A 14124-nucleotide genomic window follows, 5' to 3' on the forward strand; every position below is an offset into this window, starting at 1 on the left:
CCTGCTATCTTTGTTCTTAAGAAGTCTCCACACTCTCATCGCTCTCTTCCAGCATTTCACTGTGATCGCAAACGGTACAGTTGAGCTTCGTTCCCTGTTTAGTACGTTTCTCGACCATTAGGCCACTGCAACTTGGACAAGGCTTGATGGACGGTTTATCCCAGGATACAAAATCACATTCCGGATAGCGGTCACATCCGTAAAAGACACGTCCTTTTTTACTTCGTCGTTCGACGACATGTCCCTCACCGCATGTAGGACAATTCATCCCGATATCCTTGACAATTGGCTTAGTGTTGCGGCAATCCGGGAAGGCAGAACAAGCAAGGAATTTACCAAAACGGCCCAGCTTATACACCATTGGACTACCACACTTATCACAGATAACGTCGGATACTTCATCCTTGATTTCAATTTCTTTCATTTCTTCCTCAGCCACTTCCAGACGCTTCTCGAATGACTCGTAAAAGTCACTCAACACCTTAACCCAATCACCTTCGCCCTCTTCGACGTGGTCAAGATCATCTTCCATATTGGCTGTAAATTCTACATTTAGAATCTCTGGAAAAAATTCCTCCATCTGCTCGATGACCAACTCTCCCAGCTCTGTAGGGAAGAATTTCTTCTCCTCAATAGCAACGTATCCACGCTTTTGAATGGTTTCCAGAGTCGGTGCATACGTACTCGGACGTCCTATACCCAATTCCTCCAGTGTCTTTACCAGACGTGCTTCCGTATAGCGAGGAGGCGGTTGTGTAAAATGCTGCTTGGGTTCAACCGCTTCCTTTTTCAGCTTATCGCCTGGTTGAAGTGGCGGCAACAGCTTATCTTCTTCGGTTTTACCGTCGTCATTCCCCTCCACATACACTTTCATGAAGCCTGGAAAGCGAACCTTCGAACCAGCTGCCCGGAATATCGTCTCGCCTGCTTCAATATCTACGGACATAGTATCCATAATAGCGGAAGCCATCTGACTCGCCATAAAACGTTCCCATATCAGTTTGTACAACCGGAACTGGTCTCTACTCATAAATGGCTTAACGGTTTCCGGATCACGCAAGGCGGAGGTTGGACGAATCGCTTCATGCGCATCCTGAGCATTGGCCGCTTTTTTTGAATACTGACGAGGACTTTCAGGTACAAAATCTTCGCCATATTTTTGAATGATGACCTCTTTCGCTTCCTCTTGAGCCGAAGTGGCGACCCGTGTGGAATCCGTACGCATATAAGTGATCAGACCCACAGTCCCTTCTTTACCTAAATCCACACCCTCATACAGCTGCTGTGCTACCGACATCGTTTTAGATGCCCGGAAGTTGAGCTTTCGAGCCGCCTCTTGCTGCAAGGAACTTGTTGTGAATGGAGGAGACGGATTGCGTAAACGCTCCTTCTCTTTCACATCGCGCACTTTGTAAGACGATTTTCCGATAGCTTCCAGCACTTCTTGTACATCCGCTTCGCTGGAAAGCTCTTTCTTTTCGCCGCGCAGCTTATGGAATTTCGCTTCAAAGGTGCTGTCTTTAATGGCTAGCTTAGCTGTGATCGTCCAGTATTCTTCCGGTACAAACTCATTAATCTCGTTTTCCCGGTCTAGAATAATTTTCACTGCAACCGACTGCACACGCCCAGCTGACAGACCCTTCTTCACCTTTTTCCAGAGCAACGGGCTAATTTTGTAACCGACAAGTCGATCCAATATCCGGCGTGCCTGCTGGGCATTAACCAAATCCATATTGATCTTGCGCGGTGTTTTAAAAGCATCTTTGACAGCCTGCTTCGTAATTTCATTAAACACAACACGACAATCCGCCGTATCGTCCAGTTCCAGCGCATGCGCCAGATGCCAAGCAATAGCCTCACCTTCGCGATCCGGGTCAGCCGCCAGATATACTTTTTTTACTTTTTTTCGGGCATCCTTTAACTCTTTTAGAATTGAGCCTTTACCTCGAATGGTAATGTATTTGGGATTAAAATCATTTTCGACCTCTACGCCAATCTGACTCTTAGGTAAATCCCTGATATGACCCATGGAAGCCTTGACGATATATTTGCTGCCTAAGTATTTGCCGATCGTCTTCGCCTTGGAAGGCGATTCCACGATGACGAGTGAGTCCGCCATAGGCTCTTCCTCCTCTCAATTACACACATGAATATGATAGTCTTCCTGAAATGTGGTGAGCTTAGTTCGTTAGTACGAGCTATAAATTCAACACATTTCAGGAAGTGGGGAAGGAGTAGGAATCCGCGATGCGGACAAACGCCATATTTCCCTCCACCTATGTTTAAAATTGAATTTTGCGCAATGACTAACTAAGGACTTGGCAAAAACAACTACTATATAAGCTTGTATTTTGTGCCCGCTAGCTGAGCGATCCTTTTTTTATGATTAACGATAACAGAACTGCGTGTAAAAGTCCAAAATCCCATGCCGTAGCATTCAGCAGTTCATCCAGTGTCATGGTTCCTTGTTCCAGCAATAGCACCACATGTTTTTCCTCAGAAGTCTCGCTTTCTGATGTATTGGAGACCTTCTTAAGATTAAGACTCTGTTCTCTATTGTATGAAGAAACCTGCCTTGAACGCAAATCTGCTTCATACTCCTCAATAATATCCGAAGCTTCGGTGACCGTTTTGGCCCCTTGCTTAATTAAGTTCAGCGTGCCTTTACTCTTCGGTGACGTAATGGGTCCAGGAACAGCAAATACATCTCGATTTGCCTCCAAAGCAGCATCAGCTGTAATCAAGGAACCACTTCTAGCATCTGCTTCGACGACGAGCGTCCCCTTCGTCAAACCGGCAATAATGCGATTACGTTGTGGAAACATCCCTGGATGGGACTTCGTACCTGGAGGATACTCCGATACGATCAGACCTTTACTAACCATCTCTGTAAATAAAGAGGCATTTTGGGGAGGGTAAATTTGATCAATCGCTGTTCCAAGTACACCAATCGTGTTGCCTCCCCGGCGCAGGGCCGTTTCGTGACAAATACTATCAATCCCTTTCGCCAATCCACTAACCACTGTTATCCCTGCACTACACAATTCTTCAGTTAGTATCTCCGCTGCTCTACGACCATACGCAGTAGGAACGCGAGTTCCTACCATAGCTACAGAACATGTGTGCAAAAGTAATTTATCCCCTTTTGTATACATTACCCAAGGTGGGTCAACTGTTTCCTTCATTAATAAGGGGTAATCTTCGTCCACATAAGTTACCATGTCAATCTCACTGGATTGAATTCGCTGATATCGTTCATGTACCCATTCTTCATCGTAACACTGTGCCGCAATGCGTGCCTGAGTAGGGCTTAAGCCTATCTCAATCCACTTTCGTTCGCTAAAATGCAGTAGCTCATGCAATCGATAATCACTCGACCAAATACGCTGAATTGTTCTCCTTCCGATTCCCTCTAACTCATGTAGACCTAATAAAAGCCATCTTTCTTCCAAACTGTGGTTCCCCCATTCATGGAAGAGTGAACCCTTCCTTATTTTGTGGCACAACGAATCATTTTGCAAGCGTTTCCCTGATAAGCCTGTCATAACGCAAAAAAAGCAACCTTTTCATCCCCTGTTTCAGAAGATAAAAAGGTTGCTTACCTTTCCTTTATTATACACTAGCCTGCAGCAAATTTCGATGCTGTTTTACAGCATGTATATTAATGAAGAAACACGAATTAATGTGTCGTACATAAATTCAAAATACCACGTTCCTCCAACACACTTACCAGCGTCGAGCCCATTTCGGAAGGAGTAGGTGCTACCTTGATTCCACATGCTTCAAGCGTAGCAATCTTCTCTTTTGCCGTCCCTTTTCCGCCAGAAATAATGGCTCCTGCATGCCCCATCCGTTTGCCTGGAGGCGCAGTCACACCCCCGATAAAGCCAACGACCGGCTTCGTCATATTGTCTCTGATCCACTCGGCCGCCTCTTCCTCGGCTGTGCCACCGATTTCTCCAATCATAATGACAGCATGAGTATTGGGGTCCTCATTGAAGCGATGTAAAATATCAATGAATTCTGAGCCTTTAACGGGGTCACCACCAATACCCACCGCGGAAGATTGCCCGATACCTCGAGTGGTTAGCTGATGTACTGCCTCATAGGTCAAAGTACCACTACGTGACACAACGCCTACATGACCTGGGAGATGAATGTAACCTGGCATGATACCAATTTTACACTCTCCTGGCGTAATAACACCCGGACAGTTAGGGCCAATCAGAACGGTCTTTTTACCTTCCATAAAACGTTTGACCTTGATCATATCAAGAACCGGAATCCCTTCTGTGATACAAATCACGAGGTCCAGTTCCGCGTCCACAGCTTCCAAAATAGAATCCGCTGCGAAAGCTGGCGGTACATAAATGACGCTAGCAGTTGCGCCCGTAGCTTCCTTGGCTTCGCTTACTGTGTTAAACACTGGCAGCTTGACCTGTTGTCCGTTCTCCAGTGTAATTTCTACCTCGGTTCCTCCCTTACCTGGAGAGGTTCCACCTACCATCTGTGTACCGTAATCAAGTGCACCTTTGGCATGGAATAACGCCGTTTTTCCCGTAATCCCCTGTGTAATCACCTTTGTATGCTTATCGACCAAAATACTCACGATCTTCACATCCCCTATCGTTTATTCGGCATATCGGAATGCAAACAAGCTATTGAACAAGTTCAACGATTTTTTGGGCACCATCCGCCATGGAATCAGCTGCCACAATATTCAAACCGGATTCCGCTAAAATCTGCTTGCCGAGCTCAACATTCGTTCCTTCAAGACGGACAACCAGCGGGCGAGTCAGCCCCAACTGCTTGGCAGCCTCCACGACGCCGTTCGCAATGATATCACACTGCATAATTCCGCCGAAAATGTTGACGAAGATACCTTCTACCTTCGGATCGGACAAAATGATTTTGAACGCTTCGGTTACCTTTTCCGTCGTTGCACCGCCACCAACGTCCAGGAAATTGGCCGGATCTCCACCATAATATTTGATAATATCCATCGTCGCCATCGCCAACCCAGCACCATTGACCATACAGCCAATATTGCCGTCCAGAGCGATGTAGCTTAAATCGTATTTAGATGCCTCAATTTCCTTCTCATCCTCTTCATCCAAATCACGCAGTTCCAAAATATCCTTGTGACGGAACAACGCATTCGAATCAAAATTCAATTTGGCATCCAGCGCCAGTACATTCCCATCACCCGTAACGACTAGGGGATTAATTTCTGCAATTGAACAGTCCTTGTCCACAAAAGCTTCGTAAAGCGCCAGCATAAACTTGACCGCTTTATTTACCAGCTCATTGGGAATATTAATCTCATACGCCAGCTTACGAGCTTGATACACCTGCAGCCCAATTGCTGGATCAACAACTGCTTTAAAAATCTTCTCCGGAGTAGCTGCAGCCACTTCTTCGATTTCTGTACCGCCTTCTTCGGAGGCCATCATTACGATACGTCCAGTCGCACGATCTACGACAACGCCTACGTAATATTCTTTGCGAATATCACAGCCTTCCTCAATCAAAAGGCGTTTGACCTCTTTACCTTCAGGTCCGGTCTGATGTGTCACTAGCCCCTTACCCAAAATCTCTGAAGCAAAAGTCCGCACCTCATCCAAGCCTTTGGCCACTTTTACGCCACCCGCTTTACCGCGTCCACCCGCATGAATTTGTGCTTTTACGACCGTAACAGCGCTTCCAAGCGATTCTGCCGCCGCAACGGCTTCTTCCACCGTATAGGCAACCTTACCGTTCGGTACAGCCACTCCGTACTGCTTTAATACTTCTTTACCCTGATATTCATGGATATTCATTCTGGAATCCTCCTATCAACATGACTGCAACAAGGGCGGTTCACAAGGAAATCTATACTAAACCTACATCATTGTAACATGTTTTTAAAACGCTTTCCTTATAATTTAACCTCATGAATTACAGTATTTTGATATCATTATCATTCCCAAAATCGAATACTTGGATATTACTGGGTATTTATTTTTAATACAAATTCACACAAAAAAGCACCTCTGCAAAATGGGATTACCTAATCCGCAACGAGAGGCACTTTATTTTATTAGACTTCAAATTTTTTCTTTCAGTGAACAACAACTTCGTGCGATAATTCGCAAGAGCAGCTGAAAGTACACACTATGATTTTTCAATTTGTACATTCGCTTGATGGACACGATCGAGCAGATCATTGAACTGATGCAAAAGTGACCCAAATTGATCATGAGTCATACTTGTTTTTTCCTTTATACATCCTGGAACAGGCAGGGCTTTATCTCGCAACGCTCTCCCCTCTGTCGTCAAAGAAATCAACACCTTACGCTCATCTTGAGTAGATCTCTTTCGATCAATCAGCCCGGCATTCTGCAATCTCTTTAATAGGGGAGTTAGTGTACCGGAATCCAAATATAGCGCCTCACCCAATTCCTTCACTGTACATTCTTCACGCTCCCAGAGCACGATAAGCACCAAATACTGCGAGTACGTTACGCCAAGCTTTTCCAGATGGGGCTGGTACAACTTTGTAATCTCTCTGGAGCATGCATATATGGCAAAGCATAACTGATTATCAAGTTTCAACGCTGCATCTTTATCAGAGTTGTTTTCCATGCTGTCTAGTCACCTACTTTCATCATTATTTTAGCATATTATATAACAAAGTACATTCTAATTGCCTAAAATACTTTACAACCGATAATTATTTTGTTAAATTAAATTGTGTAAAATATAATATGAGTGAGAGGCAGTGATTTAATTATGATGACCATTCAACAAAAAATGTATGAAACAACAGTAAAAGCGGTTGGCGGACGTAACGGATATATCGAGTCTTCTTCTCCTGAACTTCGTTTAGATATTGATACTCCAAAAGAAATGGGTGGCGCCGGCGGTGCAGGTACAAACCCAGAGCAACTGTTCGCAGCAGGTTATTCTGCTTGCTTTGACAGTGCTCTAAATATGGTTGCTCGCATGCAGCGTGTCAAACATGAAGGTACAGAAGTCACAGCTACCGTTCATTTTGGCAAAGTCGAAGACGGCGGCTTCGGTATCGGAGTTAACCTCGACGTGCTGGTTAAAGGCGTTGATCATGAAACGGCGGTAAAACTGGTGGAAGGCGCACATGAGCAATGTCCATACTCCCGCGCTACCCGCGGTAATATTGAAGTGAAACTGAATGTTTTGTAACTTAACATTAGAATGAATTTCATGAGAAGCCCCTAAACCGTATTGGTCGAGGGGCTTGTTGTTTTTCCATCAAGTAACATGGGAGATGATGCATAATCGTATATACGAAAGTGATATACTCATAGTATAATCAATATTGTCATAATCTTTTTTTCTTCTCCAGGTCTTTTTGCCTGGAGCTTTTTTTTTGCCCTTTTTTCTGTTTTTCCATTTTCTCTTGCATATTTTTCTTAGAAATGACATTAGAAAATAACGTATTAAACTGAACCTACAAAATTGAAACAGCGACAGCCAAGGACGAGAAAATCAAGTCCTAGACTGTCGCTGTTTAATGAACTAACGTTCTCCGTTAGCTAAAATACGCGTGGTGTACTCAACTGTAATCTTCAATCAATGAGATTTTTCCTTCCTTAATCTCGAATGTGGACTTTCCTTTTAATTGCAGCTTATCTCCACTCTTTAATCCATTAGGAAAATCCACGGCAAGAATACCTTCATAATCAATTCCGACCTCTACTTTGTCATTTATAATCCTATAATCGGTAATTGTCTGGCAACGGCTGGAGAACATCATTGACGACTGTTCGGCCAGCTCCCTAAATGCTTGTATTCCTCTGGTCTCCGTTGTGGTTTCTCCATTGGAAATATTCCTGAATATGATGTCCTTATGCAATAGTTCAACCATTCTTTCAATTTCAAATGAATTGTATGCTTCAAGATAATTTTCAATCATGCCCCTTATTTCTTTATTAACCATAGCTATACTCCTCTCCTTTACATAAAAGATGATACCCTTGTTTACCTAGACAACTTATGCTCAATATATTATTACCATATTCTACATTTCGGGAAAATTGGCATTCGCTCTGTCCATATGACGGTATTGGATTGCTTCAGCCACATGTGAAGTCGTAATTTTCTCTGACTCATGTAAGTCTGCAATAGTGCGGGACAGCTTAAGAATTCGATCATACGCACGCATGCTTAAACCAAGTGCATCCATCGTCTGGTCAAGCAGCTCTGCTGCATTTTGTTCCAATACCGCATATTTACGCAGCATCTGACCGGACAGCTCACTATTCCATGAAAAAGGAAGCTTGCTGTATCTGTGGATTTGTATTGCTCGAGCAGCCAACACCTGCTTTCTCATGTCAGCAGACGATAGGGATTCTTTTTCCTCCCGCCAATCCTTTGGTTGTGATACTTCTAGCTGAAGATCAATTCGGTCCAGCAATGGACCAGAAATACGTGAACGGTATCGAGCTACGGCTGCAGGTGAACAGGTACAGCGCTGATGTTCGGTGTCAGTCCCGAAAAATCCACAGTGACACGGATTCAAAGAAGCTGCAAGTAAAAAATGCGCTGGATACTTAAACACTGCACGTGAACGACTGATTGTAACCTGATGGTCTTCCAGAGGCTGCCGCAACACTTCTAGCACATGACGACTAAACTCAGGCAACTCATCCAGAAACAAAATTCCTCGGTGTGCAAGACTGATTTCTCCTGGTTTAGGTATACCTCCTCCACCCACCAAACCAGCAGCAGAGATCGTATGATGAGGCGCACGGAAGGGACGAACATGCATGAGATGCGGCGAGGACTCCTTCCACTTCCCCGCTGCGCTGTAGACCTTGGTCACTTCTAGCGACTCCTTTTCCGTCAAAGGCGGCAAAATAGACGGTAACCTGCGGATGAGCATCGTTTTTCCAGCGCCCGGTGGCCCCATAAGAAGGATATTATGCATCCCCGCTGCAGCGATGACTAACGCACGTTTGGCGTGTAGCTGACCCAGCACATCGCTGTAATCCTCCATACTACTGGCTAGTGCTTCATGCTCGCACAACGGTATATGCTCTGCTTGAGGTAAATGGTCATACGAATGGATCATCACTTGTTTACTGGCAGTACAATTCTCATTGGTCATTTGACCATTTGTGATATCTTGTGCATGATCATTAACAGGGATAAGATCTGTCAGATGACGTATAGCGTAAATGCGTATATCTGTAATTAGATGGGCTTCGCTTGCGTTTTCCTGAGGAAGCAGCACAGAATCGAATCCTTCTCGCTTGGCCAGATCTACCATAGATAACACTCCATTTACAGAACGAATGCTGCCATCCAGCGCCAGCTCGCCAATAAACAGGGTTCGTTCCTTCACTGGTAATACAATCTGCTCACTGGTTGTCAGCAAGCCTAAAGCGATCGCAAGATCAAAAGATGAGCCTTCCTTACGCAAATCAGCAGGAGCTAAATTAATCGTGACACGCTGAGATGGATATTTGAAACCACAGTTTTTGATTGCTGCTCTCACACGCTCTACTGCCTCTCGAATCGCTGAATCCGGCAATCCGATAATCGCGGTTTGAGGCAAACCATTAGACAGATCAGTCTCAACTTCGATCAGTACGCCGTCTATCCCATACAGACAAGCCCCATGTAATTTTCCATACATATCAAAAATGCACCTCTCCTCATATGAAATGTCCCACCCGGGAATCATTGACTATATGAAAAAAGGTGCTTCCAAATTTTCATTTACTGCAAATATATGATCTAAATTTTAACTACTCAACCCTGTTTTCAAATCCTTTACCAAAGGTATCTGACAAAAGATCAATTGTCAATCAAGGTTAGCTTGTCGGCCGCTGGAGTACGTGGTCTTGGTTCCGGGATAACATCTGGATAGCCTGCATATATCATTCCAATTACCTTCTCACCTGGTTTAATACCCAAGCAATCACGGAACTTAGGCGAATACAGAAATGGTTTTGTCACCCAGAATGTTCCGATCCCTTTGCTCCATGCCGCAAGCATAAAGTTTTGTACAAGCGTGCTGACTGCTGCAAAATCCTCATCCCAAACCGCTTGGCGCGGATCTTCTTCCATCACCACTAAAAGCTGAATCGGATTATGCAAAATTCCACTCTCAAACTTGTTGTCTTTACCGATATCGGCTGCAATTGCTTTTGCAAGCTTTTTCCGTCCCTCACCAGTAAACAACAGAAAACGCCACGGCTCACGCATTTTATGATTAGGAGCCCATACAGCGACGTCCAGCAGTTCTTTAATCGTATCTACCGGGATAGAGTCAGGTTTGAATTTTTTAATCGTCCGGCGTTCCTGAATTACATCTATGACATGTTCACTAAAGGTATGCTTTGTCACGTAAATCCTCCTTCGCAGGTACAATGACTAGATATTCATTATAAAATGAAAATGATAACTATTCTCAATAAAATATACCTGCAGCTTTCCTTTCTGTCAACCTGTACATATGAATTCAGTCCTGTGCTTCAACCTCCTAAAAAAGTTCTTACTCTTTTAAAAGGCATTTATAAAATGGTCTGTAACAACAGACGTTTCAGCAGATAATCGTACAGAAATCATATCAAAACGGATCGGAGCTTCTCCCATTCTGTTCATATGCAAGTATACTGCGGCTGTTTGGCGAACCTGGGTTATTTTACGTGCAGTAACTGATTCGGCTGGAGTCCCATATCTGGAACTGCTCCGGCTACGTACTTCAATAAACACGAGTATGTGCTCCTGCTTGGCAATCAGATCTATTTCTCCACTACGGCATCGCCAATTGCGCTCCAAGATACGATAACCCAGGTTTTCTAAAAACAAGGCCGCGGCTTCTTCACCCATCGCTCCTTTGGCTTTCCGCTGATCCTTGCTTCTAGTCTTCATTTCATCCTCCATCACCAGTCGTCCCTTGGAGCAAGCCGATCCATTTGGTATATATAGGTTAACACCTCTGCTACCAACTGATAGAGCTCAGCCGGGATTTGTTCGTCCAAATCAAGTTTGGATAGTACTTCAACCAGCGCGGCATCCTCCTGAACAGGAACACCATGCTCTTTGGCTTTTTCTAAAATACTGTCCGCAATGCGGCCGCTTCCCTTGGCAACAACAATCGGCGCTTCGCTCTCACCGGGCGTATATTTAAGGGCGACCGCCTTCTTCATGGAAGGAGAGGGAGGGTCCAAGGGCTCTTTCATATTTTAAGATCGACTCCTTTATATGGCTGAGGTACATAGCTTTGTACCTCTGAAGAGACGGAGCTGCTCTGTTCAGTCCTTATGGGCATAGGCTCGGTTCGCAGTGTTAGCAGTTGGTAGCCTAGCGACTCCAGCGAGGTACGAATGGACTCACGTCCACTGGTTAACAGCGAAGCCGCCCATTCCTGATCATTATGAAGCTTGAGGCTTACAATCCGATCTACAACCTGTACATCCACTAGCGTAGGACCAAGCCCCTTCATGTCCAAATCAAACCAAAGACGACAGTTGGAGGCATCCAGTTCTCCCCGTTTGCCGCGGCGGGACTGAATCTGGATTGTAGCTGTTTCACGACCATCCGGTCCGATGAATGGTATAAACATGTGCACTTGTGCAAAAGGCGCCGTTCGGTCTGTATTTAACAGCAGCTGCTGACCTGTCAGATGCTGTACAACCTGCTGAGCCGCTTCTTTCAAAGCGGGTGGCAGGTCGTCGCTGCTCAGTAGCTGGAGCAGCGCCCCCTTTACGGTGTCTGCGGCCGTTGACACCGAATCGTCAGCCGCAGCCGCTAACCCCGGCAGCGGTTGCGGTACTCCCTCGGGCGGCTCCGTACGTGCCGCCGCCCCATGCGCGGGCTGCGCAGTCGAGCGGAGTACCTGCTGCTCGTGCTCTGCACCGAGCAGCTTCAGCACACGGCCCACCCACGGGTCCTCCGTGGGGGTAAGCTGCATGCTTGGCGCCGCAGACTGTGAGGCCGCAACGTCTGCCGTGCGCGAAGCACCAGCCGCTGGCTGCGCTATCTCTGCGGCGGGCTGCTCTGGCGCAGCCGTGCTTAGCTCAGGCGGCACTGCTGCACGCAGCTCTTGCAGCAGGAGGCGCAGCCGCTGGAGCGGCGCCTCTGGCGCAGCAGCGTTGCCCGCCGCAGATGGCGGCGCAGAGCCAGTCGCTGGCTGTGCAGAGGGACGGTCTGCCGTGACTGCGCTTAAGGCAGGCTTCGTCCCCGTTGGCTCTGCCGAGGCCGATGCCGGAGCACCATCAGCATCCTTAAGCTGCGTACCTGCCGCAGTAGCTTGCTGTGATTGCTCCACTTTAGCGCGCGAGCCGTTTAATGCATCAGCAGCGCCCGATTCAGGCGTATTTGCGCCAGCATCTAATACCACTGTCGCTCCACGCCCACTAACTACCTCCGGTTCTCCTTGAGCAGTCCCGTTGGCTACAGATACTGTGGACCCTGCCGGAGTATCTGAATCTGTAGTCAAGACACTCGCTTCACTTACTGTAGCTGCAAGATTGGCTGCTTGAGTCCCTTTAAACAATTCCTTGCCGCCTGTGGCTTGTTGTCCTGTTTCTGCCTGCTTTGTAGCTGCAGAGGCAGAAACATCTTTGGACAATGTAAGAGCCTGGCCTTCCTGTCCATCTGCAATCACCACAGAAGAAGTGCCAGTTGGACTAGCTAACGTTCGGTCAGCGCTTTTTATCGCGGTTGCTTCCCCTATTGAATGGTCAGTGGGCGTTCCCTGTCCTTGCTGCTTTAGCACCGTTTCAAGTTCTTGCTCCAGCGATGACAACAGATCGTTTAAAGGGGGCCCAAACATCGTTTGACGCAAACCGTTTATGCTTTCAGCCGTTAATGGGAGTCCACGCTGAAAGGCGACGGCCGCTGCCTGCACAAACGTTCCTAATTGTACATTGCCCCCTTGCTTCGACAATGCGTCTCGTAAAGAAGCTGCATTTTCCGATGTCAACGGCACACCATTCTTTTGCATCGCCTGGATAAGCTCCCTGTTCTGATTTGTATCCGGCAGTCCCACCGATTCCAATACGTCTGCCAGCGCTACGGTTTGCTGTGGCATATTGGCAGCGTCGTTCAGAGGCTTAAGCACAGTCATTCCGCTGGGAGAAGCCGGTTGTACCTGAAACGTTGCAGTCTGTCCAGGTTGAAGAGGGGTCTCCAGCTTTGCCCTGACCTGAGAACCCTGTATTTGCAACACAGCCTCATCACCGTCCTCGGACACCTTTAATACGACTCCTCTTACGATCTGGCCTGGCTGCATATCAAGTTTTTTAGCCTCTCCTGCCTTCACATCTCCAAGTAATCCACGGAATACAGATCCGATGTTCATATCGCCCCTCCTCTCACTCTCCCCCTATTTCAAAGGGGCCTGTAATATTAGATATACTTTATATCGGTATTGTGACGATTCATAATAAGTAGTCTACAGATCAAACAACGTTGGTTGCTCTGTCAACAAATTGCCTAGAAAGCTGCGTCTATGCATTTCTGTAGGCCCTAGCGCCAAAATTTGTTCTCTATGCAACTTGGTAGCGTAACCTTTATGTATACCGATCCCATATTCCGGATATCTCGCATCCCATTCGCCTTTGCACAGCCGATCACGGGTCACCTTAGCGATGATAGAAGCCGCCGCAATAGACTGACTGTTCGCATCTCCCTTAATGATGGATAGCTGAGGAATAGGCACATCTACCTTTTCTGCATCAACAAGTAAATAATCAGGAGATATATGTAAAGCCTCTACAGCCTTTTTCATAGCTAAACGAGCCGCTTGTTTAATATTGATTTCATCAATCGTCCGCGCGTCTACATAACCAACTCCTACAGCAATCGCCTTCTCCATAATCAGTTCGTAGTAGGCTTCTCTTTTCTTGTCCGTCAATTTTTTGGAATCATCTACCCCCTCCAATAACTCACCTACTGGTAAAATGACTGCTGCTGCCACAACATCCCCAAACAGACATCCACGACCTACCTCGTCAATACCTGCAATCCGCTCACAAGATTGTTCCCAGCATTTTTTTTCATAATGTAGCATGTCCTTTACTGTGTTCTCTTTAGCTTCCATATTCAAAACCTACCTATCTTTACGTAGTTTAAGCTTCATTCTTGCCGTAG

At 46.1% G+C, this 14124-nt stretch carries 12 protein-coding genes and 1 pseudogene; 1 reads left to right on the forward strand and 12 read right to left on the reverse strand.

Translation table 11 applies throughout. The annotated features are described in order from the left end of the window. Positions 1-16: 16 nt before the first annotated feature. From topA to ACQQ6X_RS17290, 5 genes and pseudogenes are all read right to left on the reverse strand, one after another. Positions 17-2119, reverse strand: a complete 2103-nt coding sequence (gene topA, locus ACQQ6X_RS17270) for a type I DNA topoisomerase (RefSeq protein ID WP_305166326.1) — start codon at positions 2117-2119, stop codon at positions 17-19. A gap of 215 nt (positions 2120-2334) precedes the next feature. Continuing rightward, positions 2335-3452, reverse strand: a pseudogene (gene dprA, locus ACQQ6X_RS17275) (DNA-processing protein DprA). Positions 3453-3679: 227 nt separating this feature from the next. Continuing rightward, complete coding sequence (gene sucD, locus ACQQ6X_RS17280; protein ID WP_063208974.1) at positions 3680-4609, reverse strand: succinate--CoA ligase subunit alpha; 930 nt, start codon at positions 4607-4609, stop codon at positions 3680-3682. 49 nt (positions 4610-4658) lie between these two features. Next, entirely contained in the window at positions 4659-5819 is a 1161-nt protein-coding gene (gene sucC, locus ACQQ6X_RS17285) for an ADP-forming succinate--CoA ligase subunit beta (protein WP_305166327.1), read from the reverse strand. 334 nt (positions 5820-6153) lie between these two features. Beyond that, complete coding sequence (locus tag ACQQ6X_RS17290) at positions 6154-6624, reverse strand: MarR family winged helix-turn-helix transcriptional regulator (RefSeq protein ID WP_149032757.1); 471 nt, start codon at positions 6622-6624, stop codon at positions 6154-6156. Positions 6625-6771: 147 nt separating this feature from the next. Between ACQQ6X_RS17290 and ACQQ6X_RS17295 the strand changes: the two genes are divergently transcribed. Next, positions 6772-7200, forward strand: a complete 429-nt coding sequence (locus ACQQ6X_RS17295; protein ID WP_013309874.1) for an organic hydroperoxide resistance protein — start codon at positions 6772-6774, stop codon at positions 7198-7200. A 373-nt stretch (positions 7201-7573) separates the two neighbouring features. Here ACQQ6X_RS17295 and ACQQ6X_RS17300 read toward each other — a convergent pair whose 3' ends face one another. From ACQQ6X_RS17300 to ACQQ6X_RS17330, 7 genes are all read right to left on the reverse strand, one after another. After that, complete coding sequence (locus tag ACQQ6X_RS17300) at positions 7574-7957, reverse strand: nuclear transport factor 2 family protein (protein WP_305166328.1); 384 nt, start codon at positions 7955-7957, stop codon at positions 7574-7576. An 81-nt stretch (positions 7958-8038) separates the two neighbouring features. Then, positions 8039-9658: a YifB family Mg chelatase-like AAA ATPase gene (locus tag ACQQ6X_RS17305; protein ID WP_305166329.1), complete on the reverse strand. Its 1620-nt coding sequence runs from the start codon at positions 9656-9658 to the stop codon at positions 8039-8041. Positions 9659-9819: 161 nt separating this feature from the next. Then, on the reverse strand, positions 9820-10371 hold the full coding sequence (locus ACQQ6X_RS17310) for a nitroreductase family protein (RefSeq protein ID WP_305166330.1): 552 nt from the start codon (positions 10369-10371) through the stop codon (positions 9820-9822). Between the two features lie 156 nt (positions 10372-10527). Beyond that, entirely contained in the window at positions 10528-10911 is a 384-nt protein-coding gene (locus tag ACQQ6X_RS17315; protein ID WP_305166331.1) for a YraN family protein, read from the reverse strand. Beyond that, positions 10911-11210 carry an EscU/YscU/HrcU family type III secretion system export apparatus switch protein gene (locus tag ACQQ6X_RS17320; RefSeq protein WP_017427916.1) on the reverse strand — a complete coding sequence of 100 codons (300 nt, stop codon included), beginning with the start codon at positions 11208-11210 and terminating at the stop codon, positions 10911-10913. Before ACQQ6X_RS17320 ends, ACQQ6X_RS17315 begins: the two co-directional genes overlap by 1 nt. Then, complete coding sequence (locus ACQQ6X_RS17325) at positions 11207-13333, reverse strand: DNA ligase (protein WP_305166332.1); 2127 nt, start codon at positions 13331-13333, stop codon at positions 11207-11209. Before ACQQ6X_RS17325 ends, ACQQ6X_RS17320 begins: the two co-directional genes overlap by 4 nt. A gap of 93 nt (positions 13334-13426) precedes the next feature. Further along, complete coding sequence (locus ACQQ6X_RS17330; protein ID WP_305166333.1) at positions 13427-14074, reverse strand: ribonuclease HII; 648 nt, start codon at positions 14072-14074, stop codon at positions 13427-13429. Between the last annotated feature and the right edge of the window lie 50 nt (positions 14075-14124).

This window comes from Paenibacillus ottowii (genome assembly GCF_050516475.1).
GTDB classification, from domain to species: Bacteria; Bacillota; Bacilli; order Paenibacillales; family Paenibacillaceae; genus Paenibacillus; species Paenibacillus ottowii.

Coding starts and splice junctions, on each gene's coding strand:
- ACQQ6X_RS17325 (WP_305166332.1), bottom strand. CDS start 13,333: ATGAACATCGGATCTGTATTCCGTGGATTACTTGGAGATGTGAAGGCA.
- topA (WP_305166326.1), bottom strand. CDS start 2,119: ATGGCGGACTCACTCGTCATCGTGGAATCGCCTTCCAAGGCGAAGACG.
- ACQQ6X_RS17305 (WP_305166329.1), bottom strand. CDS start 9,658: ATGTATGGAAAATTACATGGGGCTTGTCTGTATGGGATAGACGGCGTA.
- ACQQ6X_RS17320 (WP_017427916.1), bottom strand. CDS start 11,210: ATGAAAGAGCCCTTGGACCCTCCCTCTCCTTCCATGAAGAAGGCGGTC.
- sucC (WP_305166327.1), bottom strand. CDS start 5,819: ATGAATATCCATGAATATCAGGGTAAAGAAGTATTAAAGCAGTACGGA.
- ACQQ6X_RS17300 (WP_305166328.1), bottom strand. CDS start 7,957: ATGGTTAATAAAGAAATAAGGGGCATGATTGAAAATTATCTTGAAGCA.
- ACQQ6X_RS17330 (WP_305166333.1), bottom strand. CDS start 14,074: ATGGAAGCTAAAGAGAACACAGTAAAGGACATGCTACATTATGAAAAA.
- ACQQ6X_RS17295 (WP_013309874.1), top strand. CDS start 6,772: ATGATGACCATTCAACAAAAAATGTATGAAACAACAGTAAAAGCGGTT.
- ACQQ6X_RS17315 (WP_305166331.1), bottom strand. CDS start 10,911: ATGGAGGATGAAATGAAGACTAGAAGCAAGGATCAGCGGAAAGCCAAA.
- ACQQ6X_RS17290 (WP_149032757.1), bottom strand. CDS start 6,624: ATGGAAAACAACTCTGATAAAGATGCAGCGTTGAAACTTGATAATCAG.